Here is a 25025-nt window from a genome sequence, read left to right as displayed (position 1 = left end):
CCAGGGCTTGCCTCTCAGAAGGAGTACGAAGTGATTCAGCAGGAATCCCGGCTCAAGGTCGCCGACAACACGGGTGCCAAGGAGCTGCTCACCATCCGCGTGCTCGGTGGCTCCAGCCGCCGCTACGCGGGTCTCGGCGACGTCATCGTCGCCACCGTCAAGGACGCGATCCCTGGCGGCAACGTGAAGAAGGGCGACGTGGTCAGGGCCGTCGTCGTCCGCACCGTGAAGGAGACCCGTCGTCCTGACGGCTCCTACATCAAGTTCGACGAGAACGCCGCGGTGATCCTCAAGAACGACGGTGACCCCCGCGGCACCCGCATCTTCGGGCCGGTCGGCCGGGAGCTCCGCGACAAGAAGTTCATGAAGATCATCTCGCTGGCGCCGGAGGTGCTGTAACCATGGCGAACATCAAGAAGGGCGACCTCGTCCAGGTGATCTCGGGCCGCCGCGACGACCGCGGCAAGCAGGGCAAGGTCATCGAGGTCCTCGTCGACCGCAACCGCGTCGTGGTCGAGGGCGTGAACTACGTCACCAAGCACGTGCGCGTCGGCCAGACGCAGCGCGGCACGAAGACCGGCGGCATCGAGACCCACGAGGCCCCGATCCACGTGTCGAACGTCGCGCTCGTCGACCCCGAGACGAAGAAGCCGACCCGCGTCGGCTTCCGCACCGAGACCGTGACGAAGGACGGCGTCGAGAAGACCGTCCGCGTCCGCTACGCGAAGAAGTCAGGTAAGGACCTGTAATGACCGACACCGCAACTGCCGCGCCGGCTGGCAAGATCCAGCCGCGCCTCAAGCAGAAGTACCAGACCGAGATCACGAAGACCCTGACCGAGGCGAACGGCTACGCCAACCCGCACCAGGTCCCGGGCCTCGTGAAGATCGTCGTGAACATGGGCGTCGGCGAGGCGGCCCGTGACGGCAAGGTCATCGACGGCGCCATCGCCGACCTGACCCGCATCACCGGCCAGAAGCCGCAGGTCACCAAGGCCCGCAAGTCGATCGCCCAGTTCAAGCTGCGCGAGGGCCAGCCCATCGGCGCCCACGTGACGCTTCGCGGCGACCGCATGTGGGAGTTCCTCGACCGACTGCTCTCGCTCGCGCTTCCCCGCATCCGCGACTTCCGCGGCCTCTCGGACGCGCAGTTCGACGGCAACGGCAACTACACCTTCGGTCTCACGGAGCAGTCCGTGTTCCACGAGATCGACCAGGACAAGATCGACCGCGTCCGCGGCATGGACATCACCGTGGTGACCACCGCCAAGAACGACGACGAGGGTCGCGCGCTGCTCAAGGCGCTCGGCTTCCCGTTCAAGTCGACCGACAACGCGTAGTAGACTCTACGAGTTTGTGCCCGCTGGCCGGGCCTCGCACGAGGTCCGGCCGGCAGCGGCACCCGGCGGTTCGCAACCGCGTCCCGCCACCACCACAGGTCAGTCCCCGTGTAACGGGTCCTGAAACCTGGTGAACGTAAGGAAACATCCGTCATGACGATGACCGACCCGGTCGCTGACATGTTGACGCGCCTGCGCAACGCGAACTCGGCGCACCACGACTCCGTGTCGATGCCCCACTCCAAGCTGAAGGCGCACATCGCGGAGATCCTCAAGAACGAGGGCTACATCGCCGACTTCGAGGTCGCCGACGCTCGCGTGGGCAAGACGCTCACGCTGCAGCTCAAGTTCGGCCCGAACCGCGAGCGCTCGATCGCGGGCATCAAGCGCGTGTCGAAGCCCGGCCTCCGCGTCTACGCCAAGTCGACCGAGATCCCCAAGGTGCTCGGCGGCCTCGGCGTCGCGATCCTGTCCACTTCCAGCGGTCTGCTCACCGACCGCCAGGCCGAGAAGAAGGGCGTGGGTGGGGAAGTCCTCGCCTACGTGTGGTAGTTCCATGTCACGAATCGGACGACTCCCCATCGACATCCCCGCCGGTGTCGACGTGAAGGTCGACGGCCGCGCCGTCACCGTCAAGGGCCCGAAGGGCGAGCTCGCGCTCACGATCGCGCAGCCCCTCGAGGTCAAGGTCGAGGACAGCCAGGTCCTCGTCACCCGCCCCGACGACGAGCGCGCCTCGCGTTCGCTGCACGGCCTCACGCGCACCCTCATCGCCAACAACATCATCGGCGTCACCCAGGGCTACTCCAAGGGCCTCGAGATCGTCGGCACCGGATACCGCGTCGCCCAGAAGGGCTCGTCGGTCGAGTTCGCGCTCGGCTTCTCGCACCCGGTCACCGTCGAGCCGCCGGCCGGCATCACCCTGACGGTCGAGGGCAACAACAAGATCACCGTCTCGGGCATCGACAAGCAGGCCGTCGGCGAGACCGCCGCCAACATCCGCAAGATCAAGAAGCCCGAGCCCTACAAGGGCAAGGGCATCCGCTACGCCGGCGAGGTCGTGCGTCGCAAGGCCGGAAAGGCTGGTAAGTAATCATGGCCGTCAAGAGCAAGTCGGCTGCGCGTTCGCGCCGCCACACCCGGCTTCGCAAGAAGATCGTCGGCACCGAGCTGCGTCCCCGTCTCGTCGTGACGCGTTCGGCCCGCCACGTCTTCGTGCAGGTCGTCGACGACAGCAAGGGCCACACCGTGGCATCCGCCTCGACCATGGAGGCAGACCTCCGCGCGTTCGACGGTGACAAGACCGCCAAGGCCAAGAAGGTCGGCGAGCTCGTCGCCGAGCGGGCCAAGCAGGCGGGCATCGAGTCGGTCGTGTTCGACCGCGGCGGCAACAAGTACGCCGGTCGTGTCGCAGCGATCGCCGACGGAGCGCGAGAGGCAGGGCTGAACCTGTGAGCGAGAACACTGTGAAGGAGACCGAGGTGACCGCAGAGGCACCCGTCGAGACGGCAGCATCCTCGGAGCCGCAGCGCAACGAGCGCGAGGGCCGTCGTGGCGGCCGCGACCGCGGCCAGGGCCGCGACCGTCGTGACCGCGACGCCGAGAAGAGCCAGTTCCTCGAGCGCGTCGTCACGATCAACCGCGTGTCGAAGGTCGTCAAGGGCGGTCGCCGCTTCAGCTTCACGGCGCTCGTCGTCGTGGGCGACGGCAACGGCCTCGTGGGCGTCGGCTACGGCAAGGCCCGAGAGGTGCCGACCGCGATCTCGAAGGGCGTCGAGGAGGCGAAGAAGAACTTCTTCCGCGTCCCCCGCGTCGGCTCGTCGATCCCGCACCCGGTGCAGGGCGAGGCGGCCGCCGGTGTCGTCCTCCTGCGTCCGGCCGGCCCCGGTACCGGTGTCATCGCCGGTGGTCCGGTCCGTGCCGTGCTGGAGTGCGCCGGCATCCACGACGTGCTGAGCAAGTCGCTCGGCTCGTCGAACACCATCAACATCGTGCACGCCACGGTCGAGGCGCTGAAGCAGCTCGAGGAGCCCCGCGCCGTCGCCGCCCGTCGTGGTCTCGACTACGACGAGGTCGCCCCGGCCCGTCTCCTGCGTGCCGAGGCCCAGGCGGCCGAGGCCGCCGCAGCAGCGAAGGCAGGTGCCTGATGGCCAAGCAGCTCAAGGTGACCCAGATCAAGTCCAAGGTGAGCGAGAAGCAGTACCAGCGCGACACGCTCCGCAGCCTCGGACTGAAGCGCATCGGGCACTCCGTCGTCCGCGAGGACACGCCGCAGAACCGCGGTTACGTGAAGACGGTCGCCCACCTCGTGAAGGTTGAGGAGATCGACTAATGGCCGACGACAAGAAGGCAACCGAGGAGACCCCGAAGAAGGCTCCTGCGAAGAAGGCGCCGGCGAAGGCCGCTGCCGAGAAGAAGGCGCCGGCCAAGGCCGCCGCCGAGAAGAAGGCCCCGGCCAAGGCCGCCGAGAAGAAGGCGCCGGCCAAGGCCGCCGCCGCCAAGTCGGACGCCGCGGCCGAGAAGGCCCCGGCCAAGAAGGCCCCGGCGAAGAAGGCCGCCCCCAAGGCCGCCGACGACGCCGTGCGCGAGCCCGTGCTGAAGGTGCACCACCTGCGGCCGGCGCCCGGCGCCAAGAAGGACCGGACCCGCGTCGGACGCGGTGAGGGTTCGAAGGGCAAGACCGCCGGTCGCGGCACCAAGGGCTCGAAGGCCCGCAACAACATCCGCCCCGGCTTCGAGGGCGGGCAGCTTCCGTACCACATGCGTGCGCCGAAGCTGCGCGGCTTCAAGAACCCGTTCCGGGTCGAGTACCAGGTGGTCAACCTGGAGAAGCTGGCCGAGCTCTACCCCAAGGGCGGCGACGTCACCGTCGACGACCTGGTGGCCAAGGGCGCCGTCCGCAAGAACGAGCGCGTCAAGGTGCTCGGCAACGGCGACATCCAGGTCAAGCTCAACGTCGCGGTCGACAAGGTCTCCGGCTCCGCCGAGCAGAAGATCGTCGCCGCCGGCGGTTCGGTCAAGTAGGGCCGCTGCACCACCCCGAGTTCGAGCCTGTCGGGACCTCGCGTATGATTCACGGGGGTCTCGACAGGCTCGAGCCGCATAACGACTGACTCCACGACGGAGCAACAGGAGGACGAGTGTTCAACGCCATCGGGCGGATCTTCCGCACCCCCGACCTTCGCCGGAAGATCGGGTTCACGCTGGGCATCATCGCCCTGTTCCGACTCGGCTCGTTCATCCCCGCGCCGTTCGTGGACTTCGCGAACGTCCAGCAGTGCCTGGCGGCGAACCAGGGGGCCTCGGGCCTCTACGAGCTCGTCAACCTCTTCTCCGGCGGCGCGCTCCTCCAGCTCTCGATCTTCGCGCTCGGCATCATGCCGTACATCACGGCGTCGATCATCACGCAGCTGCTCCGCGTGGTCATCCCGCACTTCGAGACCCTCTACAAGGAGGGCCAGGCCGGCCAGGCGAAGCTCACGCAGTACACGCGCTACCTCACGATCGCGCTCGGCGTCCTGCAGTCGACCACGCTCATCACCGTCGCCCGCTCGGGTGCGCTGTTCCCGGCGAACTCCGACCCCGCGTGCACGCAGCTCATCACCAACGACGCCTGGTACGCGATCCTCCTGATGGTCATCACCATGACCGCCGGCACGGGCCTCATCATGTGGATGGGCGAGCTCGTGACCGAGCGCGGCATCGGCAACGGCATGTCGCTGCTGATCTTCGTCTCGATCGCGGCGACGTTCCCCGGCTCGCTCTGGGCGATCGCGGTCTCGCGCGGCTTCGACACCTTCGCGGTCGTGCTCGCCATCGGCCTCGTGATCGTCCTCGCGGTCGTGTTCGTCGAGCAGTCGCAGCGTCGCATCCCCGTGCAGTACGCGAAGCGGATGGTCGGCCGTCGCACCTACGGCGGCAACAACACCTACATCCCGATCAAGGTGAACATGGCCGGCGTCGTGCCCGTCATCTTCGCCTCGTCGCTGCTGTACCTGCCGGCCCTCATCGCCCAGTTCAACCAGCCCGCCGCCGGCGAGGAGCCGCAGGCGTGGGTCGTCTGGGTCACCAACAACCTCACGCAGGGTTCGAGCCCGCTGTACATGCTCGTGTACTTCCTGCTCATCGTCGGTTTCACGTACTTCTACGTCGCGATCACCTTCAACCCCGACGAGGTCGCCGAGAACATGAAGAAGTACGGCGGCTTCATCCCGGGCATCCGCGCGGGTCGCCCCACCGCCGAGTACCTCGACTACGTCCTCACCCGCGTGACGCTGCCGGGCTCGCTCTACCTCGGCCTCGTGGCGCTGATCCCGCTGATCGCGTTCGCGGTCGTCGGCGCCGACCAGAACTTCCCCTTCGGCGGCGCGTCGATCCTCATCATTGTCGGCGTCGGCCTCGAGACGGTGAAGCAGATCGACGCCCAGCTGCAGCAGCGCCACTACGAAGGGCTCCTCCGATGACGCACTCCGCCGCCTCCGCCCGATTCCTGATCGTGGGTCCCCAGGGCTCCGGCAAGGGCACGCAGGGCGTCCTCGTCGCCGAGGCGTTCGACGTGCCGCAGGTCGCCACGGGCGACATCTTCCGCGAGAACATCAAGGGCGGGACCGAACTCGGGCAGCAGGTCCAGGCGACCATCGAGGCGGGCCACCTGGTGTCCGACGAGCTCACCAGCGAGCTGGTGCGCGACCGCCTGGGCCAGCCCGACGCGGCGCGCGGCTTCGTGCTCGACGGCTATCCCCGCAACCGCGGCCAGGTGGCGCACCTCGACGAGTTCCTCACGGGCCGCGGCGAGTCGCTCGACGCCGTGATCGAGCTCGTCGTCCCGCGTGACGAGAGCATCGGGCGCCTGCGCCAGCGCGCGCTCGACCAGGGCCGTACCGACGATACCGAGGAGGTCATCGCGAACCGCCTCGCCATCTACGAGCGCGAGACCGCGCCGATCCTCGAGGTGTACCGCGAGCGCGACCTCGTGCTGCGCATCGACGGCGTGGGCACCCTCGACGAGGTCACCGGGCGGATCTTCGACGCCCTCGCCGAGCGCGGGCTGGTCCCGAACGGCGGCGGCGCGACCGACGCCGGCGCGGCCTAGCCCTCGCGCGTGTTCCGCCGTCACCCGCTGAAGTCCCCCGCCGAGCTGCGGGCGATGATCCCGGCGGGCGAGGCGACCGCGGGCGCCCTCGCGGCGGTGCGCGACCGGCTCGTGGTCGGCGCGACGCCGATCGAGCTCGACGCGGTGGCGGACGCCGTGATCCGCGGACGGGGCGGCCGCTCGAACTTCCGCCTCGTCCCGGGCTACCAGCACACGCTCTGCGTGTCGGTCGGCAGCGACGTGGTCCACGGCATCCCGGGCGACCGGGCCTTCCTCCCGGGCGACCTGGTGTCGATCGACGGCGGCGCCGAGGTCGGCGGGTGGAACGGCGACGCGGCCTTCACGGTCGTGCTGCCGGACCCCGACCGGCCCGATGCGGTCCGCTTCCGGCGGGCGGTGGCCGACGCCGCCGAGCGCGCGCTGTGGGCGGGCGTCGCGCGACTCGCGAGCGCACGCCACCTCAACGAGGTGGGGGAGGCCATCGAGGAGTCGGTCGCGGCATCCGGCCCGTACTCGATCATCGAGGGCTACGGCGGCCACGGCATCGGCCGCGAGATGCACGAGGAGCCGACCGTGTACAACCACGCGGTCCGCGGGCGCGGCCCGCGCGTGCAGCCCGGCCTCGTGGTGGCGATCGAGCCGATGGTCGTCGCCGGCGGGCCCGACACGTTCGTCCGCGACGACGGCTGGACCGTGGCGACCGCCGACGGCGCCGACGGCGCGCACTTCGAGCACAGCGTGGCGGTCCACCGCGACGGCATCTGGGTGCTCACGGCTCCGGACGGCGGTGCTGCGGGACTCGCGGCGTTCGGCGTGACGCCCGTCCCCATCGCCTGAGCACCGCCGGGGCACGTGGCGGCGGGCGCCCTCAGGGCGCCATGAGCACCGCGAGCTCGGCCAGCAGGCCTGGGTAGTCCACGGCGCCGCGCACGAGCCGGCGCACGTTCTCGGGCTCCGAGAACGCCTCGACGAACTGGTCGAACACGGCCTGGAACTCGGCGCGGCCGGACTCCGCGAACGCGATGAGCGCCACGACGTGCACCTCGGCCCCGCCCCAGGGGATCGGCCGCTCGTCGATGGCGATCGCGATGGCGCTGCGCTCGGCCGTCATGGTCATGGCGTGCGGTACCGCGAGGAGGTCGGTGAACGCGGTCGAGGACATCCGCTCGCGCTCGAACACGCCCTGCAGGTACGCCTCGTCGATCACCCCGGCGGCCATGAGCCGGTCGCCGAGCAGCCGGATGACGTCCTCGCGGTCGCGACCGCCGACGCCGCGGACGAACAGGTCGGGGCCGATGGTCCGCGTGAGGGTCGATGCGAGGCGCGCGCGGCGGCGTCCGCGGCGGATCCGCGCGAGCTCCTGCCGCACGCGCTCGACGTCGTCGGCGGTGGGGAACGGGGAGACGATCACGACCCCGGGGTGCGGCACGCGCGGCGGCAGCACCGACACCACGAGATCCCCCTCGTCGACGGATGCCGGGGGACCGTCGAGCGGGACGGCGTCCGCGACGACGAGCTCGACGTCGTCGCCGAGCCCGCCGCGGAGCCGTTCGAGGAGCAGGTCGCGCGCGTCGTGGTACTCCGGTGCGACGACCGCGACGCGTACGGCGTCGCCGCGCGACCGCGTGCGCTCGAGCGCCGCACCGAGGTGCATCGCGAGGTAGGCGATCTCGTCGTCGTTCACCGTGATGCCCTCGAGGCGGCCGAGCTCGGACGCGAGGAACACCGCCAGGTCGTAGATGAGCGGGTACGCGGCCTTGATCGACGCGGTGAGGGGGTTGCGCGAGTAGCTGTGCTCCGCGGCGCGCGCGGCGAGGTTGTCGACGTGCAGCGCGAGCCGCTCGAGGAACTCGTCGTCGCCGAGCTCGACGAGCCAGTCCTGCGAGATGCGTGCGACGATGCCGCGCAGCACGTCGATGCGGGCCGGGCCCTCGCGTCGCGTGGCGGCGCGCGTCCCGATGAGCCGCGCCAGGTGCGCGAGCTCCGCCGGGGGCAGCCGGACGTCGAACTCCTCGCGGACGAGCTCGTCGACGAGCGTCGCCAGCGAGTCGGGCGCGGGTCCGGCCGCACTGCCCTCGTCGCGTTCGAGGGTCCGGTCGCGTGACACGCGGTCGACCGCGATCGCGACGTGCAGCAGGACGTCGTCGAGCGCGTACTCGTTGGGCGCCCACCCCGCCCGGCGGAGCCCGTCGAGGAGCCCCCTGCGGAATCCGTCCACCGGCGGGAAGCCCGCGCGGAGGGTGGCGAGGTCGCGCACGCCCCGTCGGCCCTCCTCGCGGACGAGGGCCCCCACGAGCCGGCGCATCGCGGTCTCGGGGCCGCGCAGCCGCATCACGCCGCCCTCGCGCTCGAGCGCCAGTCCGGTGCCCTCGAGGCGCGCGCGCACGCGACCGAGGTCCGCCTCGAGCGTCGACTCGCTGACGTGCATCCGCTCCGCCGCCTCGTACACGTCGAGGCCGTCGGGTGCATCGACGAGGTCGCGGATCAGGCGCGCTCGGCGTCCCTCGGGGCCGGCGTCGGCGCCCGCGCGTCGGGCCGCGCGTCGCGACCACGCCGCGCGGTCGAGGCGGTAGCCGTCGGGACCCGACTCCACGATTGGCTCGCCCCCGCCGTTCGCCTGGGCCGCGTACGTGCGCACCGTGCGCGTGGTGACACCGAGCCGGTCGGCGAGCCGAGCCGCGGTGATCCAGCCGTCGTGGTCGGCGAGGGCCTCGACGAGGCGCTCCCACTTCTCCGGCACGTCCACTCGCTTCCGATCGGCACACTCCCGCCGCGCCGCGCGCGCCGCGCGGCGGATGCAGCCAGTCAACCACCACGCGGCCATCGGGGCAGCGGATGCCGCAGAACTTCCGGGGGTGCGGAAGCAGGTCTGGTGGCGCATCGGAGGGGTGGCGGAGCAGACTCGGCATGTTCGCGGCATCCGCCGTGACCGATCGACGAGGACCGGGCGAAGCCGGGCGAGGAGGCAGGCGATGCGGATCATCGTGGTGTGCGGAGCCGGTGCCTCGAGCACCTTCGCCGCGCTGCGGATCCGCCGGGCCGCCGAGGCGCGCGGCATCGTGGTCGACGTGCGGGCCGCGGGCGAGCAGACGCTCGCCGCCGAGCTCGCCGGCGCCGACGCCCTGCTCGTGGGAACCCACCTCGCCGAGCGGCTCACGTCGCTCGAGGAGGAGGCCGCCGCGGCATCCGTGCCACTGGCGGTCCTGCCCGGCGAGACCCGCGAACTGGACGGCGACGCCGCCCTCGACCTCGCGATCGCGATCACCGGAGGTCGTTCGTGAACGCTCCCACGCCGCGCAACCCCGTTCCCTGCGCGGACTCCCGGGTCTATGGTGAAGGCGGGAACGGACGCCAGCGACGGAGGCCTGCAACATGGTGGAACGCACTGTTCGAGTCGGATCGAGCCACGGACTGCACGCCAGGCCGGCGAAGCTGTTCACCCAGGCCGCCGCGTCATCGGGATCGAGTGTCACCATCGCGAAAGCGGGCGGCACTCCCGTCAATGCGGCGAGCATCCTCGCCGTCATCGCGCAGGGCATCGACCACGGCGACGAGGTCACCGTGGCGGTCGACGGGGGCGACGAGCAGCGCGTGCTCGACGAGCTCGTCGAGCTGCTCAGCACCGATCACGACGAATAGCCCGCGGCATCCGTCGCCCGACGAAGCGAATCGGAGGGGCGAGTGATGGAGTTCAGAGGTACGGGGATCGGCCAGGGCGTGGCCGTCGGACCGGTCGTTCGCATGGCCGAACGGCTGCCGGAGCCGGTCGACCGGCCGAGTCACCTCGACCCGGCCCGCGAGGAGGAGCGTGCCCGGGCGTCGCTCTCGGTGGTCGCCGACGACCTCCAGCGCAAGGGCGCGCAGGCCGGCGGCGCCGCGCAGGACGTGCTCGAGGCGCAGGCGATGATGGCCGAGGACCCGACGCTGATCGACGACGTCGTCACGCGACTGGCCCAGGGCAAGACCGCCGAACGCGCCGTCTTCGAGGCGTTCGCGTCGTTCCGCGACATGCTCGTCGCGATGGGCGGCTACATGGGCGAGCGCGCCGCCGACCTCGACGACGTCTCGCAGCGGGTCGTCGCGCACCTGCTGAAGGTGCCCGCGCCCGGCGTGCCGAACCCCGGTCATCCGTTCGTGCTCGTGGCGCGCGACCTCGCGCCGGCCGACACCGCGCTGCTCGACCTCGGCCAGGTGCTCGGGCTCGTGACGATCGACGGCGGCCCCACGTCGCACACCGCGATCCTCGCCCGCGAGAAGTCGATCGTCGCGGTGGTCGGGGCAGCGGATGCCGCGCGGCTGGCCGACGGCGACACGGTGATCGTCGACGCCGCGAACGACACCGTCGTGCCGGGGCCGACGCCCGAGCAGGTCGCCGCGGCGCAGCAGCGCATCGCGGAGCGAGCCGCGCGCGCGGCGGCACCGGTCACGCCGGGAGCGCTCGCCGACGGCACGCCCGTGCCGCTGCTCGCGAACCTCGGCTCCGCCGACGGCGCCGAGGAGGCCATCGCCCTCGGGGCCGAGGGCGTCGGGCTGTTCCGAACCGAGTTCCTGTTCCTCGACGCCAACACCGCTCCGTCGGTCACCGAGCAGCAGGCGCAGTACACGCGCATGCTCACCGCGTTCGCCGGGAAGAAGGTCGTGGTCCGCGTCCTCGACGCGGGCGCCGACAAGCCCCTCTCGTTCCTCAACGACGCACCCGAGGAGAACCCGGCACTCGGGCTCCGGGGCATCCGCGCCCTGCGGCACTCCGAGGTGATCCTGCGCGAGCAGCTCACGGCGCTCGCCGCGGCCGACGCCGCGACCGACGCCGACCTGTGGGTCATGGCCCCGATGATCGCGACCGTCGAGGAGACCCGGTACTTCACGAGCCTCTGCGAGGAGCTCGGCATCACGGTTTCCGGCGTCATGGTCGAGACGCCCTCCGCGGCGCTCATCGCCGAGCACATCCTCAAGGTCGCCGACTTCGCGTCCATCGGCACCAACGACCTCACCCAGTACACGATGGCGGCCGACCGGCTGCTCGGCACGGTCGCGAACCTGCAGGACGCGTGGCATCCGTCGGTGCTGCGCCTCGTGGCGCACGTCGGCGACGCCGGCCGGGCCGACGGCCGCCCCGTCGGCATCTGCGGCGAGGCCGCCGCCGACCCCCTGCTCGCCGTGGTGCTCGTCGGCCTCGGCGCCACCAGCCTGTCGATGTCCCCGTCGGCACTCGCAGACGTCCGCGCCTCCCTCGCGCGGTACACCCGGGAGGATGCCGAGCGCATCGCCCGGGCAGCCCTGGCCGCGGAGGGAGCGGCCGAGGCGAAGCAGGCGGCACAGGAGGCCGCCGCCGCATCATCCGCACCCATCCCCACCGGCACACCCGTGCCGTGACCTGCACTGGAGGCAGCCATGACGACGACGTCAGCTGAGGCGAAGCGACCCGGGGGAGCCCGCGTCCACGTCCAGAGATTCGGAACCTTCCTCAGCGGCATGATCATGCCGAACATCCCCGCGCTCATCGCGTGGGGCATCTTCACCGCGTTCTTCATCGGCGTCGGATGGACGCCGAACGCGGACCTCGCGACCATCGTCGGACCGTTCATCCACTACCTGCTGCCGATCCTGATCGGCTATACCGGCGGCTCCATGGTGTACGGCATCCGCGGCGGCGTGGTCGGCAGCATCGCCACCTTCGGCGCGATCGCGGGCTCGGACCTGCTCATCGCCCAGGTGAACGCGACCCTGCCCGAGGACAACCAGCTCGGCCAGATCCACATGTTCATCGGCGCCATGATCCTCGGCCCGCTCGCAGCGTGGACCATGAAGCGGATCGACGCGATCTGGGAGGGCAAGGTCAAGGCGGGCTTCGAGATGCTCGTCAACATGTTCTCGGCCGGCATCTGGGGCTTCGTCATGGCCGTCGTCGGGTTCTATCCGATCGCCTGGCTGGTGAACGGCATCATGAACGCCCTCTCGGGGGCGGTGAGCTGGCTCGTCGAGACCAACCTGCTGCCGCTGACCAGCATCATCATCGAGCCGGCCAAGGTGCTGTTCCTGAACAACGCGATCAACCACGGCGTGCTGACCCCGCTCGGCCTCTCGCAGGCGGCCGAGGAGGGCTCGTCGATCCTGTTCCTCCTCGAGGCGAACCCCGGCCCCGGCGTCGGCCTGCTGCTGGCGTTCACGTTCTTCGGCATCGGTGCGGCGAGGGCGTCGGCACCGGGTGCGGCCGTCATCCAGTTCTTCGGCGGCATCCACGAGGTGTACTTCCCGTTCGCGCTGATGAAGCCGATCCTGATCGTGGCGCTCATCGCGGGCGGCATGACCGGGGTCACCACCAACATGCTGCTGGGCGGCGCACTGCGGGCCCCGGCCGCGCCGGGCAGCATCATCGCGGTCCTGGCGCAGACCGCGTCGGGTGCGTACGTCGCCGTCATCCTCTCGGTGATCCTGTCGGCGGCCGTGACGTTCGCCATCGCGGCCGTCATCCTGCGGGCGTCGCGGAAGCGCGATCTCGAGGCGATGGCCGTCTCGGATGACGCGTTCGGCGCCGCGATCACGCAGACCGAGGCGGCCAAGGGCAAGAGCTCCGACGCTCTCGGCAACCTGCGCGGCGGTGCGGCGACCCAGGCCGGCGGCGGCGGCGGGCCCGCGACGGGCACGATCCGGGAGATCAGGAACGTCGTGTTCGCCTGCGACGCGGGCATGGGCTCGTCGGCGATGGGCGCGAGCGTCCTCCGCAACAAGATCAAGAAGGCGGGAATCGAGGACGTCACCGTCGTCAACAAGGCGATCGCGAACCTCGACTCGTCGGCCGACGTGGTCATCACCCACCAGGACCTGACCGAACGGGCCAGGCTGCAGACGCCCGACGCCGTCCACATCTCGGTCGACAACTTCATGAACTCGCCGAGGTACGACGAGGTCGTCGACCTGATCGAGGCGCAGCGGGAGCGCTGACGATCGCCACCGGATGACGAGCCGCCCGGGTCACGCCCTCTCGAGGGGTGCGGCCCGGGCGGTCGCGTCGTCCGGCGCCGCCCACCCACAGCGACCAGCGAACCGACGAAGAAGGAGCTCTCATGACCGACCAGATCCTGCCGGCCCAGAACGTGCGCATCGTCCCCGGCGGCGCGAGCCGCGACGACGCCATCCGCGCGGCGGGCGCCGTGCTCGTCGACGCGGGCGCGGTCGACGCGGCGTACGTCGACTCGATGCTCGAGCGCGAGGGCTCGGTGTCGACGTACATGGGCAACTGGCTCGCCATCCCCCACGGCACGAACGAGGCGAAGGATCTCATCCGCCGGTCGGCCATGTCGCTCCTGCGGTACGAGGAGCCCATCGACTGGGGCGGCGAGCAGGCGCGCTTCGTCGTGGGCATCGCGGGCCGCGGCGACGAGCACCTCGAGATCCTGTCGAAGATCGCCATCGTGTTCTCCGATGAGGACGAGGTCGAGAAGCTCCTCGCGGCGCGGTCGTCCGACGAGCTCGTCGCGCTCCTCGCCGAGGTGAACGCGTCGTGAAGGCCGTCCACTTCGGCGCGGGCAACATCGGTCGGGGCTTCATCGGGCTGCTGCTGCACGATGCGGGCTACGAGGTCGTCTTCGCCGACGTGAACGCCGAGCTGATCGACGCGCTGGCCGCGGCCGACCGGTACACCGTGCACGAGGTGGGCGAGGGCGCGCGCGACCGGGTCGTCGACCGGTTCCGGGCGGTCAACTCGCAGACGGATGCCGCCATGCTGGCCGCCGAGCTCGCCGACGCCGACGTGCTCACGACCGCGGTCGGCCCGAGCATCCTCCGATTCATCGCGCCGCACGTGCTCCAGGCGCTGCGCGACCGGGCGCCCGGGGTGCCGCCGCTCGCGGTGATGGCCTGCGAGAACGCGATCGACGCGACGAGCCTGCTGCGCGACGAGACCGCGAAGCTCGCCGGGCCCGACGAGTGGCTCGAGCTCGAGCGTCGCGCGGTGTTCGCGAACACCGCGGTGGACCGGATCGTGCCGGGCCAGCCGGGGGAGACCGGCCTCGACGTCACGGTCGAGACCTTCTCGGAGTGGGCGATCGAGCGACCGCCGTTCGGTGACGCGCCGCCGCCGATCCCGGATGCGCACTTCGTCGACCGGCTCGGCCCCTACATCGAGCGGAAGCTGTTCACCGTGAACACCGGGCACGCGTCGACCGCGTACTTCGGCTTCCTCGCCGGGCACGAGCGCATCGCCGAGGCGCTCGCCGACCCGTCGGTCGCGGCTCGGGTCGAGCGCGTGCTCGAGGAGACCTCCGCGCTCATCGTCGCCAAGCACGGCTTCACCGAGGAGCAGCAGGCGCAGTACCGGGCGACCATCCTCGGGCGCTTCCGGAACGCGGCGCTGCCCGACACCGTCGAGCGGGTCGGTCGCCAGCCGCTGCGCAAGCTGAGCCGCCGCGAGCGGTTCATCGGGCCGGCCGTCGAGCTCGCCGAGCGCGACCTGCCGGTCGACGGGCTCCTCGACGCCGTCGAGGCGGCACTGGGCTTCGACGTTCCCCCCGACCCGGAGAGCGTCGAGCTCCAGCAGCGCCTGCGAGCGGACGACGCGGACGCGATCGTGCGCGAGGTGTGCGGCGTCGAGCCGGGGCATCCGCTGCACGACCGGCTCGTCGCGGTCGTCACTCGCCGGCTCGCAAGCTGACACGCGGCCGACTGGCGAATCGACTCGGATTCGCCTATAGTTGACCCTTGGTGTTTTGCACGCCCGCTTCGGCATGCCCGATGGGCCTCGTCGAGGTCGTGCATCATCATCGCACGACCGAATACCCACACTCCAAGCGATAGTGAGGCTATGGCCAAGAAAGACGGCGTCATCGAGATCGAAGGCTCGGTCATCGAGGCACTCCCGAACGCGATGTTCCGGGTTGAGCTGACCAACGGGCACAAGGTGCTCGCCCACATCTCCGGAAAGATGCGCCAGCACTACATCCGCATCCTCCCCGAGGACCGCGTGATCGTGGAGCTGAGCCCGTACGACCTGACCCGCGGCCGCATCGTCTACCGCTACAAGTAAGGGCTGTTCGGAAAGTAACGGCCCGCGGCACCCCGCGGGTACGAGGACAGCGAACTAAGGAACCACGACTGTGAAGGTCAACCCCAGCGTCAAGCGCATCTGCGACAAGTGCAAGATCATCCGCCGCCACGGCCGCGTCATGGTGATCTGCGAGAACCCGCGCCACAAGCAGCGCCAGGGCTAGTCCCGCGCCGACGCAGAACTGAATACGGCACTTCCACGAACCCGCGCCCGTGAGGGCGCGGGGGACACCCTCGGACGGAGGCCGAGGCACCGGAAGTGCTCCACACCTCCGAACCACCAACAGGAGAAGCCACCATGGCACGTCTGGCAGGAGTCGACATCCCGCGCGAGAAGCGCGTGGAGATCGCACTGACCTACATCTACGGCGTCGGCCGCACCCGCGCGCTGGAGACGCTCGCGGAGACCGGCATCGACGGGAACATCCGCGTCAAGGACCTCACCGACGACCAGCTCGTCGCCCTCCGCGACCACATCGAGGGCACCTACAAGGTCGAGGGCGACCTCCGCCGCGAGGTGGCCGCCGACATCCGCCGCAAGGTCGAGATCGGCTCGTACGAGGGCATCCGCCACCGTCGGGGCCTCCCGGTCCGCGGCCAGCGCACCAAGACCAACGCTCGTACCCGCAAGGGCCCGAAGCGCACCGTCGCCGGCAAGAAGAAGCCCGGCCGCAAGTAACCGCTCGCGCCAAGATCTAGGAGATTTCGAACATGGCAGCACCCAAGGCGGCGACTCGCAAGCCGCGCAAGAAGGACAAGAAGAACGTCGCCGTGGGCCAGGCCCACATCAAGTCGACCTTCAACAACACCATCGTGTCGATCACCGACACGAACGGTGCCGTGATCAGCTGGGCCTCCTCGGGCGGCGTCGGCTTCAAGGGCTCGCGCAAGTCGACGCCCTTCGCCGCGCAGCTCGCCGCCGAGTCGGCCGCGCGCCAGGCGCAGGAGCACGGCATGAAGAAGGTCGACGTCTTCGTCAAGGGCCCGGGCTCGGGCCGCGAGACCGCGATCCGCTCCCTCCAGGCTGCGGGCCTCGAGGTCGGCAGCATCAACGACGTGACGCCCCAGGCGCACAACGGATGCCGCCCGCCCAAGCGCCGTCGCGTCTAGCACAACCCCGTCCTGCGGATCGAGGAGGCCGTCAGGCCGTCTCGGGATCCGGTCTCGAGACGCGTCCGGCCGCGCCGGGCGCTCCTCGACCCGCAGGGTCACGTTCTCTCTCACAACTCAAGATCCTCGAACTCGCAGGTGTCATATAGCGGACACCCTGCCGAAAGGAATCACCAGTGCTGATCGCACAGCGTCCGACGCTCACCGAAGAGAACATCTCGGAGTTCCGTTCGCGTTTCGTGATCGAGCCCCTCGAGCCGGGCTTCGGTTACACCCTGGGGAACTCGCTCCGTCGCACCCTCCTCTCCTCGATCCCCGGCGCGGCCGTGACGAGCATCCGCATCGACGGCGTGCTCCACGAGTTCTCGACCGTCCCGGGCGTGAAGGAGGATGTCACCGAGATCATCCTCAACATCAAGAACCTGGTCGTCTCCAGCGAGCACGACGAGCCCATCACGGCCTACCTGCGCAAGCAGGGCGCCGGTCAGGTCACCGCCGCCGACATCTCCGCTCCGGCGGGGGTCGAGGTGCACAACCCCGAGCTGGTCATCGCGACGCTCAACGACTCGGCGAAGTTCGAGCTCGAGCTCACGATCGAGCGCGGCCGCGGCTACGTCTCGGCCAGCCAGAACCGCAACGAGTACTCCGAGGCCGGCCAGATCCCGGTCGACTCGATCTACTCTCCGGTGCTCAAGGTCACCTACCGCGTCGAGGCGACGCGTGCGGGCGAGCGCACCGACTTCGACCGCCTCGTGGTCGACGTCGAGTCCAAGCCCGCCATCACGCCGCGCGACGCGATCGCGTCGGCCGGTCGCACGCTCGTCGAGCTGTTCGGCCTGGCCCGCGAGCTCAACAGCGCGGCCGAGGGCATCGAGATCGGCCCCGCGCCGGTCGACGCCGTGCTCTCGAGCGAGCTCTCGATCCCGATCGAGGACCTCGACCTCTCGGTGCGCTCGTACAACTGCCTCAAGCGCGAGGGCATCAACACGGTGTCCGAGCTCGTGGCCCTGTCGGAGTCGCAGCTGATGAACATCCGCAACTTCGGCCAGAAGTCGGTCGACGAGGTCAAGGACAAGCTCACCGAGATGGGCCTGTCGCTCAAGGACTCGGTCCCCGGCTTCGACGGCGCCCACTTCTACACGGGCTTCGAGGACGAGAACTAAGCAGGCCCCGGGCCGCACCAACCCCCCAACACTGGAGATACCACCATGCCGAAGCCCACGAAGGGCCCCCGCCTCGGAGGCGGACCCGCGCACGAGCGCCTGCTGCTCGCCAACCTCGCGGCCGCGCTGTACACGCACAAGCGCATCACCACGACCGAGACGAAGGCCAAGCGCCTGCGTCCGCTCGCCGAGCGCCTGATCACGTTCGCCAAGCGCGGCGACCTGCACGCCCGCCGTCGCGTGCTCGCCGTCATCGGCGACAAGTCGGTCGTGCACGAGCTGTTCACGGTCATCGCGCCGCAGGTCGCCGACCGCGAGGGCGGCTACACCCGCATAACGAAGATCGGCAACCGCAAGGGCGACAACGCCCCCATGGCGGTCATCGAGCTCGTCCTCGAGCCCGTGACCCCCAAGGCGCGCGCCGCCAAGCCGGCCGCCGCGGCCGCCCCGGCGGAGGAGCTCGCCGCCGAGGAGACCACGGACGAGGTCGTGACCGGGAACGAGGCCGCCGTCGACGAGGCCGCCGGCTCCGAGGCGTCGGCCGAGTCGGCCGAGGCTCCGGCCGAGGAGGCCGAGGAGGCCGCCGCGAAGTAGCCTTCGCGCTCCCGTTCGATGAGGGACCCCGGTGCTTCCGCACCGGGGTCCCTCGCGCATCTAGGCTGGGTCCGTGAACGAGGCGACGACGACGAGCCCGGGGGTCGATGCCGAGGCGGATGCCGCGGCATCCGTCGTGCGACTGCGCCTCGACCTGGCGTACGACGGCACCGCGTTCGCCGGGTGGAGCCGGCAGCCGTCGCTCCGGACCGTGCAGGGCACGCTCGAGCACGCGCTCGCGACGCTCTTCCGGCGCGAGGGCGTCGCGCCCCGGTTGGTGGTCGCGGGTCGCACCGACGCGGGCGTGCACGCGACCGGGCAGGTGGCGCACCTGGACGTCGACCAGGCGGCGTTCCGGGCCGTCGCCCGCCCCCGTCGCGGCGTCGGCGAGGACGACCCGGGCGCCGATCCCGGAGCGGTGCTCGCACGCCGCCTTCGCGGCCTGCTCGGCGCCGCCGACTCCGACGTCGTCGTCCGCTCGGCACGGCTCGCCCCGGACGGGTTCGATGCGCGGTTCTCGGCCGTGTGGCGCCGGTACGAGTACCGCATCGCCGACGCGGGCTCCGAGCACGACCCGCTGCAGCGGCACCGGACCGTGTGGTATCCGAAGGACCTCGACGTCGAGGCGATGGACGTCGCCGCGCAGACCCTCGTGGGCCTCGGCGACTTCGCCGCGTTCTGCAGGCCGCGCGAGGGGGCGACGACGATCCGCACGCTCCAGTCGTTCCGGTGGCGCCGCTCGCCCGACGGCGTCCTGGTCGCGTCGCTCCAGGCCGACGCGTTCTGCCACTCGATGGTGCGGGCGCTCGTCGGGTCCGGCGTCGCCGTGGGCGAGGGTCGCCTGGGCGTCGAACAGCCGGGCGAGCTCATGCACGCACGCTCGCGGACGAGCGCGTTCAAGGTGCTGCCGGCGAAGGGCCTCACGCTGACCGAGGTGGGCTACCCCGCCGACGAAGACCTGGCGGCGCGCGCGGAGCAGACGCGAGCACGTCGGGAATTGCACGTGGAAGGTGTGGTCGGCTAAGCTAGCCCTTTGGTGCCGTCGACTGCGTCGGCATCCGATGTTGAGCCCTCCACCGTGGCGTTCTCCTCGCATCGCGAGCGAACACACGCCGGAGTGGGATTCACGAACCCCTCACTCGATCAGAAAGCAGCACTACTGTGACGCGCACCTACACCCCGAAGGCGAACGAGATCCAGCGCGACTGGGTCGTCATCGACGCCACCGACATCGTGCTCGGCCGCCTCGCGAGCCACGCCGCGGCGATCCTCCGCGGCAAGCACAAGCCGATCTTCGCGAACCACGTCGACACCGGCGACCACGTGATCATCGTCAACGCCGAGAAGGTGGCCCTCACCGGCCAGAAGCTCGAGCAGAAGAAGGCCTACCGCCACTCGGGCTACCCGGGCGGCCTCAAGGCGGTCGGCTACGCCGAGCTGCTCGAGAAGAACCCCGTCCGCGCCGTCGAGAAGGCGATCCGCGGAATGCTCCCGAAGAACTCGCTCGGCCGCCAGCAGCTGAAGAAGCTGAAGGTCTACGCCGGCCCGGAGCACCCGCACGCGGCTCAGCAGCCGAAGCCGTACACCCTCACCCAGGTCGCCCAGTAAGCCCCGGCGCCGACGCGAAAAGGATTCAGAGACACCACCATGGCGAAGATCGCAGACCAGATCGACCAGGCTCCCGAGAGCTACACCACCGAGTCGGCCCCCGCGGCCGCGCCCGCTGCCGCCCGCCCCGTGCTCAACGTCTCGGGTGCGGCCGTCGGTCGACGCAAGCAGGCCATCGCGCGCGTGCGCGTCGTGCCGGGCGCCGGCACCATCACGGTCAACGGCCGTGAGTTCGCGGACTACTTCCCGAACAAGCTGCACCAGCAGCTCATCACCGACCCGTTCACCGTCCTCGAGCTCTCGGGCTCGTACGACGTGATCGCCCGCATCACCGGCGGCGGCCCCTCGGGCCAGGCCGGCGCGCTGCGCCTCGCGATCGCTCGTGCGCTCAACGAGATCGACCGCGAGAACAACCGTCCCACGCTGAAGAAGTCCGGCTTCCTCACGCGCGACGCCCGCGTCATCGAGCGCAAGAAGGCCGGTCTCAAGAAGGCCCGCAAGGCGCCCCAGTTCTCGAAGCGCTAAGCGCGAGAACGGGTCCCCCGTATGCCTCGGCTCTTCGGAACCGACGGGGTCCGGGGCCTGGCCAACCGTGAACTCACGGCTGACCTGGCCCTGGGCCTCGCCCAGGCGGCTGCCGCGGTCCTCACCCAGGGCCGGCACGCCGATGAACTCCGCGCCGCCGGCCGCCGCCCCGTCGCGGTGGTCGCGCGCGACCCCCGCGTCTCCGGCGAGTTCCTCACGGCCGCCGTGTCCGCCGGCCTCGCGAGCTCCGGCGTCGACGTGCTCGACGCGGGCGTCATCCCCACGCCCGCGACGGCGTTCCTGATCGACAGCATCCGCGCCGACTTCGGCGTGATGATCTCGGCGTCGCACAACCCCGCCCCCGACAACGGCATCAAGTTCTTCTCGCTCGGCGGCACGAAGCTCCCCGACGAGGTCGAGGACCGCATCGAGTCCTACCTCGGCCGGCAGAAGCTCGCTCCGACCGGCGACGGCGTCGGCCGCATCCGCCGCTTCGCCGACGCCGAGGACCGCTACGTCGTCCATCTGCTCGCGACGCTGCCGAACCGGCTCGAGGGGCTCAAGGTCGTCCTCGACTGCGCGCACGGCGCCGCCGCGGGCGTCTCGCCCGAGACCTTCCGCGACGCGGGCGCCGAGGTCGTCGTCATCGGCGCCGACCCCGACGGCATGAACATCAACGACGGCGTGGGCTCCACCCACCTCGAACTGCTCCAGCAGGCCGTCCGCGAGCACCGGGCCGACGTGGGCATCGCCCACGACGGCGACGCCGATCGCTGCCTCGCGGTCGACGCCGACGGCAACGTGGTCGACGGCGACCGCATCATGGCGATCCTCGCCGTCTCGATGCAGGAGCGCGGCACGCTCACCGACGACACCCTCGTGGTCACGGTCATGTCGAACCTCGGGCTGAAGCGCGCGATGGCCGAACGCGGCATCCGCGTCGTCGAGACCAAGGTCGGCGACCGCTACGTGCTCGAGGCCCTCGCCCAGGGCGGCTACGCGCTCGGCGGCGAGCAGTCCGGGCACGTCATCATGAGCGAGTTCGCCACGACGGGCGACGGCGTGCTCACGGGCCTCCACCTCGTCGCCGAGATGGCCCGGACCGGCAGGACCCTCGCCGAGCTGGCCTCCGTCATGACCGTGTACCCGCAGGTGCTCGTCAACGTGCGCGACGTCGACCATCACGCCATGGCCGACGACGCCGACATCGCCGCGGCCGTGAAGGCCGCCGAGGCCGAACTGGGCGACACGGGCCGCGTGCTGCTGCGCCCGTCCGGCACCGAGCCCATGGTCCGAGTCATGGTCGAGGCGGCCGACCAGCACGTCGCCGAGGCGCACGCCGAGAAGCTCGCCGCGGTCGTGCGCGAGCGCCTCGCGAACTGACCCCCGGCCGGACGGCCCGAGCCGCGGCATCCGCTCGCCCCGACGGGTGACGGATGCCGCGGCATCCGTCGACGCGTCGAGGCCGACCTCAGAGCTTGCGCAGCAGCACGCTCGACACGGCGTGGTCGCTGCCCTTGCGCAGCACGAGCGAGGCGCGCGACCTGGTCGGCCGGATGTTCTGGAGCAGGTTGGGCTCGTTGATCGAGTGCCAGATCGAGCGGGAGCGGGCGCGCGCCTCGTCCTCGCTGAGGCTCGCGAAGCGATGGAAGTAGGAGCGCGGGTTCGCGAACGCGCCACGCTGCAGCTTCAGGAAGCGCTCCTCGTACCAGCGCGCGATGTCGCCCGTCCGCGCGTCGACGTAGATGCTGAAGTCGAACAGGTCGCTCACCGCGAGCTTGTGGCCCGGCGCGGCCGGCTGGAGCACGTTGAGCCCCTCGACGATGAGCACGTCGGGGCGGCGCACCGTGATCTGCGCGTCGGGCACGATGTCGTACGCGAGGTGGGAGTAGAACGGCGCGCGCACCTCGGGCGCACCGGCCTTGACCTCGCTCACGAAGCGAAGCAGCGCGCGGCGGTCGTAGGACTCCGGGAACCCCTTGCGCTCCATGAGGCCGCGTCGCTCGAGCTCGGCGTTCGGGAACAGGAACCCGTCGGTCGTGACGAGCTCGACGCGCGGCGTGTGCTCCCACCGTGCGAGGAGCTCGCGCAGCAGGCGCGCGATGGTGGACTTGCCGACGGCCACCGAGCCCGCGACGCCGATCACGAACGGGGTCGACTCGAACCGCTCGCGCAGGAACGTGCTCGTCACCTCGTGCAGCGCCTTGGTGCCGCCGACGTACAGGTTGAGCAACCGGCTGAGCGGCAGGTACACCTCGGCGACCTCGACCGGGTCGAGCGGCTCGCCGAGTCCTCGCAGCTGCACGATCTCGGTCTCCCGCAGTGGGGACGGCATCGACGGTGCGAGCGCCGCCCAGTCGGCCCGGCTCAGTTCGATGAACGGGGAGATCTGGGGAGCGTGCGTCGACGGGCTCTGCGGATCGGGCACCGTGACAGTGTAGTCGCGGCGACGGCACCCGACGGGCCTCGGGCGGCCCGCGCGCCGGCCCGCGCGGCGGCCCGGACGGCGGCCCGGCAGGGGTCGGCACCCGTCCGATGCGGCGCCGGTCCGGCGCTCAGGAACACGCCGGTAGGATCGTGCGCATGTGTGGAATCGTCGGATACGTCGGAGAGCGCAACAGCCTCGACGTCCTCATGGGTGGCCTGCGCCGCCTCGAATACCGTGGCTACGACTCGGCCGGCGTCGCCGTCGTCGATGACGAGGGCGACCTCGAGTTCGCCAAGCGCGCCGGCAAGCTGCAGGTGCTCGCTGACGAGCTCGGTCGTCACCCCATCCACCGCGGCGGCACCGGGATCGGCCACACCCGCTGGGCGACCCACGGCGGCCCGACCGACCGCAACGCCCACCCCCACCTGGCCGACGACGACAAGCTCGCCCTCATCCACAACGGCATCATCGAGAACTTCTCCGAGTTGAAGGAGGAGCTCGTCGCCGACGGCGCCGAGTTCCTCAGCGAGACCGACACCGAGGTCGCCGCCGTCCTGCTCGGCAGGGAGTACCGAGCCACGGGCGACCTGCGCGAGGCGTTCCGCCGCACCGTGCGCCGACTCCAGGGCGCGTTCACGCTGCTCGCCGTCCACAAGGACGAGCCCGGGGTGGTCGTCGGTGCACGTCGCAACTCGCCGCTCGTCATCGGGCTCGGCGACGGCGAGAACTTCCTCGGCTCGGACGTCGCGGCGTTCGTCGAGTTCACCAAGCGCGCGGTCGCCATCGGCCAGGACCAGATCGTCGCGATCACCGCCGGCGAGGTCACCGTCACCGACTTCGACGGCAACCCCGTCGAGGTCGAGCCGTTCGACGTCGCGTGGGACGCCTCCGCGGCCGAGAAGGGCGGCTGGTCCTCGTTCATGGCGAAGGAGGTCGCCGAGCAGCCCGACGCCGTGGCGAACACGATCCGCGGCCGGATCGTCGACGGCGTGGTCTCGGTGCCCGAGCTCGACGAGTTCGGCGACGACGCGCTCCGCGCCATCCGACGCATCACGGTCGTGGCGTGCGGCACCGCCGCCTACGCGGGCATGGTCTCGAAGTACGCCATCGAGCAGTGGGCGCGCATCCCCGTCGAGGTCGAGCTCAGCCACGAGTTCCGCTACCGCGAGCCGGTGATCGACGACGGCACGCTCGTCGTGTCGATCAGCCAGTCGGGCGAGACGATGGACACGCTCATGGCGGTCAAGTACGCCCGCGAGCAGGGCGCGAAGGCCATCTCGGTGTGCAACACGCAGGGGGCGACGATCCCGCGCGAGTCGGATGCGGCGGTGTACACGCACGCCGGGCCCGAGGTCGCGGTCGCGTCGACCAAGGCGTTCGTCGCGCAGATCACGGCGCTGTACCTCTTCGGCCTCCACCTCGCACGCGTGCGCGGCACGCTCTCCGAGCCGGAGCTCGCGGCTCAGGTCGCCGAGCTGCAGGCGATCCCCGAGAAGATCGCGACCGTCCTCGAGCAGGGCGAGCGCGTCGGCGAGCTCGCGCACTGGATGAGCGACACCCGGTCGGTGCTGTTCCTCGGCCGCCATGTGGGCTACCCGATCGCGCTCGAGGGTGCGCTGAAGCTCAAGGAGCTCGCGTACATCCACGCCGAGGGCTTCGCGGCGGGCGAACTCAAGCACGGCCCGATCGCGCTGATCGAGCCGGGCCAGCCGGTCTTCGTGGTCGTCCCGAGTCCGCGTGGCTCGGCGACGCTGCACCCGAAGGTGGTCTCGAACATCCAGGAGATCCGGGCGCGCGGCGCGCGCGTCATCGCGATCGCCGAGGCCGGCGACGCGGCGGTGCTCCCGTTCGCCGACGAGGTCATCCGCATCCCGCTGGCGGGCCCGCTGTTCGAGCCGCTGCTCGCCGTCGTGCCGCTGCAGATCTTCGCGATGGAGCTGTCGCAGGCCAAGGGCCTCGACGTCGACCAGCCGCGCAACCTGGCGAAGTCGGTCACGGTCGAGTGACGCGGTCCGGGGGGGGGGGGGGGGGGGGGGGGGAAGGGAGGGGAGGGGGGGGGGGGGGGGGGAAAGGGGGGGGGGGGGGGGGGGGGGGGGGGGGGGGGGGGGGGGGGGGGGGGGGGGG

General features: G+C 70.8%; 31 protein-coding genes. 29 read left to right on the top strand and 2 right to left on the bottom strand.

The window, feature by feature from the left end; translation table 11 throughout:
* Window positions 1-30 precede the first annotated feature (30 nt).
* The 12 genes from rplN (at window position 31) to map (ending at window position 7268) form a co-directional block, all read left to right on the top strand.
* The gene (rplN, locus tag WBQ80_RS16835; RefSeq protein ID WP_336571954.1) at window positions 31-399 is read left to right on the top strand and encodes a 50S ribosomal protein L14; all 369 of its coding nucleotides are present in this window, start codon (window positions 31-33) and stop codon (window positions 397-399) included.
* 2 nt (window positions 400-401) lie between these two features.
* The gene (gene rplX / locus WBQ80_RS16830; protein WP_336571955.1) at window positions 402-749 is read left to right on the top strand and encodes a 50S ribosomal protein L24; all 348 of its coding nucleotides are present in this window, start codon (window positions 402-404) and stop codon (window positions 747-749) included.
* Window positions 749-1339, top strand: a complete 591-nt coding sequence (gene rplE / locus WBQ80_RS16825; protein ID WP_336571956.1) for a 50S ribosomal protein L5 — start codon at window positions 749-751, stop codon at window positions 1337-1339. Before rplX ends, rplE begins: the two co-directional genes overlap by 1 nt.
* Before the next feature lie 153 nt (window positions 1340-1492).
* The gene (rpsH, locus tag WBQ80_RS16820) at window positions 1493-1891 is read left to right on the top strand and encodes a 30S ribosomal protein S8 (RefSeq protein ID WP_336571957.1); all 399 of its coding nucleotides are present in this window, start codon (window positions 1493-1495) and stop codon (window positions 1889-1891) included.
* A gap of 4 nt (window positions 1892-1895) precedes the next feature.
* A complete protein-coding gene (rplF, locus tag WBQ80_RS16815; protein WP_336571958.1) occupies window positions 1896-2432 on the top strand; it encodes a 50S ribosomal protein L6 in 537 nt (178 codons plus the stop codon).
* Window positions 2433-2434: 2 nt separating this feature from the next.
* Complete coding sequence (gene rplR, locus WBQ80_RS16810) at window positions 2435-2794, top strand: 50S ribosomal protein L18 (RefSeq protein WP_067948563.1); 360 nt, start codon at window positions 2435-2437, stop codon at window positions 2792-2794.
* The gene (gene rpsE / locus WBQ80_RS16805; protein WP_067948561.1) at window positions 2791-3486 is read left to right on the top strand and encodes a 30S ribosomal protein S5; all 696 of its coding nucleotides are present in this window, start codon (window positions 2791-2793) and stop codon (window positions 3484-3486) included. Before rplR ends, rpsE begins: the two co-directional genes overlap by 4 nt.
* Window positions 3486-3671, top strand: a complete 186-nt coding sequence (gene rpmD, locus WBQ80_RS16800; RefSeq protein WP_336571959.1) for a 50S ribosomal protein L30 — start codon at window positions 3486-3488, stop codon at window positions 3669-3671. The genes rpsE and rpmD overlap by 1 nt, the downstream gene beginning before the upstream one ends.
* Window positions 3671-4363: a 50S ribosomal protein L15 gene (gene rplO / locus WBQ80_RS16795; protein WP_336571960.1), complete on the top strand. Its 693-nt coding sequence runs from the start codon at window positions 3671-3673 to the stop codon at window positions 4361-4363. Before rpmD ends, rplO begins: the two co-directional genes overlap by 1 nt.
* Before the next feature lie 116 nt (window positions 4364-4479).
* Complete coding sequence (gene secY, locus WBQ80_RS16790; protein WP_336571961.1) at window positions 4480-5802, top strand: preprotein translocase subunit SecY; 1323 nt, start codon at window positions 4480-4482, stop codon at window positions 5800-5802.
* The gene (locus tag WBQ80_RS16785; RefSeq protein ID WP_336571962.1) at window positions 5799-6431 is read left to right on the top strand and encodes an adenylate kinase; all 633 of its coding nucleotides are present in this window, start codon (window positions 5799-5801) and stop codon (window positions 6429-6431) included. Before secY ends, WBQ80_RS16785 begins: the two co-directional genes overlap by 4 nt.
* Window positions 6432-6440: 9 nt before the next feature.
* Window positions 6441-7268, top strand: coding sequence for a type I methionyl aminopeptidase (gene map / locus WBQ80_RS16780; RefSeq protein WP_336571963.1), 828 nt, complete (start codon window positions 6441-6443; stop codon window positions 7266-7268).
* A 31-nt stretch (window positions 7269-7299) separates the two neighbouring features.
* Here map and WBQ80_RS16775 read toward each other — a convergent pair whose 3' ends face one another.
* Window positions 7300-9171, bottom strand: a complete 1872-nt coding sequence (locus WBQ80_RS16775) for a BglG family transcription antiterminator (protein WP_336571964.1) — start codon at window positions 9169-9171, stop codon at window positions 7300-7302.
* 232 nt (window positions 9172-9403) lie between these two features.
* Between WBQ80_RS16775 and WBQ80_RS16770 the strand changes: the two genes are divergently transcribed.
* The 16 genes from WBQ80_RS16770 (at window position 9404) to glmM (ending at window position 21856) form a co-directional block, all read left to right on the top strand.
* On the top strand, window positions 9404-9712 hold the full coding sequence (locus WBQ80_RS16770) for a PTS sugar transporter subunit IIB (protein ID WP_336571965.1): 309 nt from the start codon (window positions 9404-9406) through the stop codon (window positions 9710-9712).
* A 91-nt stretch (window positions 9713-9803) separates the two neighbouring features.
* Window positions 9804-10070, top strand: a complete 267-nt coding sequence (locus WBQ80_RS16765) for an HPr family phosphocarrier protein (protein WP_336571966.1) — start codon at window positions 9804-9806, stop codon at window positions 10068-10070.
* Between the two features lie 45 nt (window positions 10071-10115).
* Window positions 10116-11804 (top strand): phosphoenolpyruvate--protein phosphotransferase, encoded by a 1689-nt coding sequence (ptsP, locus tag WBQ80_RS16760; RefSeq protein WP_336571967.1) that lies wholly within the window; start codon window positions 10116-10118, stop codon window positions 11802-11804.
* A gap of 18 nt (window positions 11805-11822) precedes the next feature.
* Window positions 11823-13373, top strand: a complete 1551-nt coding sequence (locus WBQ80_RS16755) for a PTS mannitol transporter subunit IICB (RefSeq protein ID WP_336571968.1) — start codon at window positions 11823-11825, stop codon at window positions 13371-13373.
* A gap of 122 nt (window positions 13374-13495) precedes the next feature.
* On the top strand, window positions 13496-13936 hold the full coding sequence (locus WBQ80_RS16750; RefSeq protein ID WP_336571969.1) for a PTS sugar transporter subunit IIA: 441 nt from the start codon (window positions 13496-13498) through the stop codon (window positions 13934-13936).
* Window positions 13933-15081 (top strand): mannitol-1-phosphate 5-dehydrogenase, encoded by a 1149-nt coding sequence (locus tag WBQ80_RS16745; protein ID WP_336571970.1) that lies wholly within the window; start codon window positions 13933-13935, stop codon window positions 15079-15081. Before WBQ80_RS16750 ends, WBQ80_RS16745 begins: the two co-directional genes overlap by 4 nt.
* Window positions 15082-15231: 150 nt before the next feature.
* A complete protein-coding gene (infA, locus tag WBQ80_RS16740; RefSeq protein WP_011186713.1) occupies window positions 15232-15453 on the top strand; it encodes a translation initiation factor IF-1 in 222 nt (73 codons plus the stop codon).
* Window positions 15454-15523: 70 nt separating this feature from the next.
* Window positions 15524-15637 (top strand): 50S ribosomal protein L36, encoded by a 114-nt coding sequence (gene rpmJ / locus WBQ80_RS16735; RefSeq protein WP_092668570.1) that lies wholly within the window; start codon window positions 15524-15526, stop codon window positions 15635-15637.
* 134 nt (window positions 15638-15771) lie between these two features.
* Window positions 15772-16152, top strand: a complete 381-nt coding sequence (gene rpsM / locus WBQ80_RS16730; RefSeq protein WP_336571971.1) for a 30S ribosomal protein S13 — start codon at window positions 15772-15774, stop codon at window positions 16150-16152.
* A gap of 32 nt (window positions 16153-16184) precedes the next feature.
* On the top strand, window positions 16185-16583 hold the full coding sequence (rpsK, locus tag WBQ80_RS16725) for a 30S ribosomal protein S11 (protein ID WP_336571972.1): 399 nt from the start codon (window positions 16185-16187) through the stop codon (window positions 16581-16583).
* Window positions 16584-16759: 176 nt separating this feature from the next.
* Window positions 16760-17746 (top strand): DNA-directed RNA polymerase subunit alpha, encoded by a 987-nt coding sequence (locus tag WBQ80_RS16720; RefSeq protein WP_336571973.1) that lies wholly within the window; start codon window positions 16760-16762, stop codon window positions 17744-17746.
* Window positions 17747-17791: 45 nt separating this feature from the next.
* Entirely contained in the window at window positions 17792-18340 is a 549-nt protein-coding gene (gene rplQ / locus WBQ80_RS16715) for a 50S ribosomal protein L17 (RefSeq protein ID WP_336571974.1), read from the top strand.
* Between the two features lie 136 nt (window positions 18341-18476).
* Window positions 18477-19364 (top strand): tRNA pseudouridine synthase A, encoded by an 888-nt coding sequence (locus tag WBQ80_RS16710; RefSeq protein WP_336572014.1) that lies wholly within the window; start codon window positions 18477-18479, stop codon window positions 19362-19364.
* A 137-nt stretch (window positions 19365-19501) separates the two neighbouring features.
* Complete coding sequence (gene rplM, locus WBQ80_RS16705) at window positions 19502-19948, top strand: 50S ribosomal protein L13 (RefSeq protein ID WP_336571975.1); 447 nt, start codon at window positions 19502-19504, stop codon at window positions 19946-19948.
* Window positions 19949-19987: 39 nt separating this feature from the next.
* A complete protein-coding gene (rpsI, locus tag WBQ80_RS16700; RefSeq protein WP_336571976.1) occupies window positions 19988-20473 on the top strand; it encodes a 30S ribosomal protein S9 in 486 nt (161 codons plus the stop codon).
* A 21-nt stretch (window positions 20474-20494) separates the two neighbouring features.
* The gene (gene glmM / locus WBQ80_RS16695; RefSeq protein ID WP_336571977.1) at window positions 20495-21856 is read left to right on the top strand and encodes a phosphoglucosamine mutase; all 1362 of its coding nucleotides are present in this window, start codon (window positions 20495-20497) and stop codon (window positions 21854-21856) included.
* An 88-nt stretch (window positions 21857-21944) separates the two neighbouring features.
* Here glmM and coaA read toward each other — a convergent pair whose 3' ends face one another.
* The gene (gene coaA / locus WBQ80_RS16690; protein WP_336571978.1) at window positions 21945-22901 is read right to left on the bottom strand and encodes a type I pantothenate kinase; all 957 of its coding nucleotides are present in this window, start codon (window positions 22899-22901) and stop codon (window positions 21945-21947) included.
* A gap of 155 nt (window positions 22902-23056) precedes the next feature.
* Here coaA and glmS point away from each other — a divergent pair, with 155 nt between their 5' ends.
* Window positions 23057-24907 carry a glutamine--fructose-6-phosphate transaminase (isomerizing) gene (gene glmS, locus WBQ80_RS16685; RefSeq protein ID WP_336571979.1) on the top strand — a complete coding sequence of 617 codons (1851 nt, stop codon included), beginning with the start codon at window positions 23057-23059 and terminating at the stop codon, window positions 24905-24907.
* Window positions 24908-25025: the final 118 nt, after the last annotated feature.

Source organism: Agromyces sp. CCNWLW213, from assembly GCF_037199545.1.
In the GTDB taxonomy this organism is placed as follows: domain Bacteria; phylum Actinomycetota; class Actinomycetes; order Actinomycetales; family Microbacteriaceae; genus Agromyces.
Note: the sequence above shows the minus strand (reverse complement) of the source record. Positions and strands in the feature narration are given on the sequence as shown.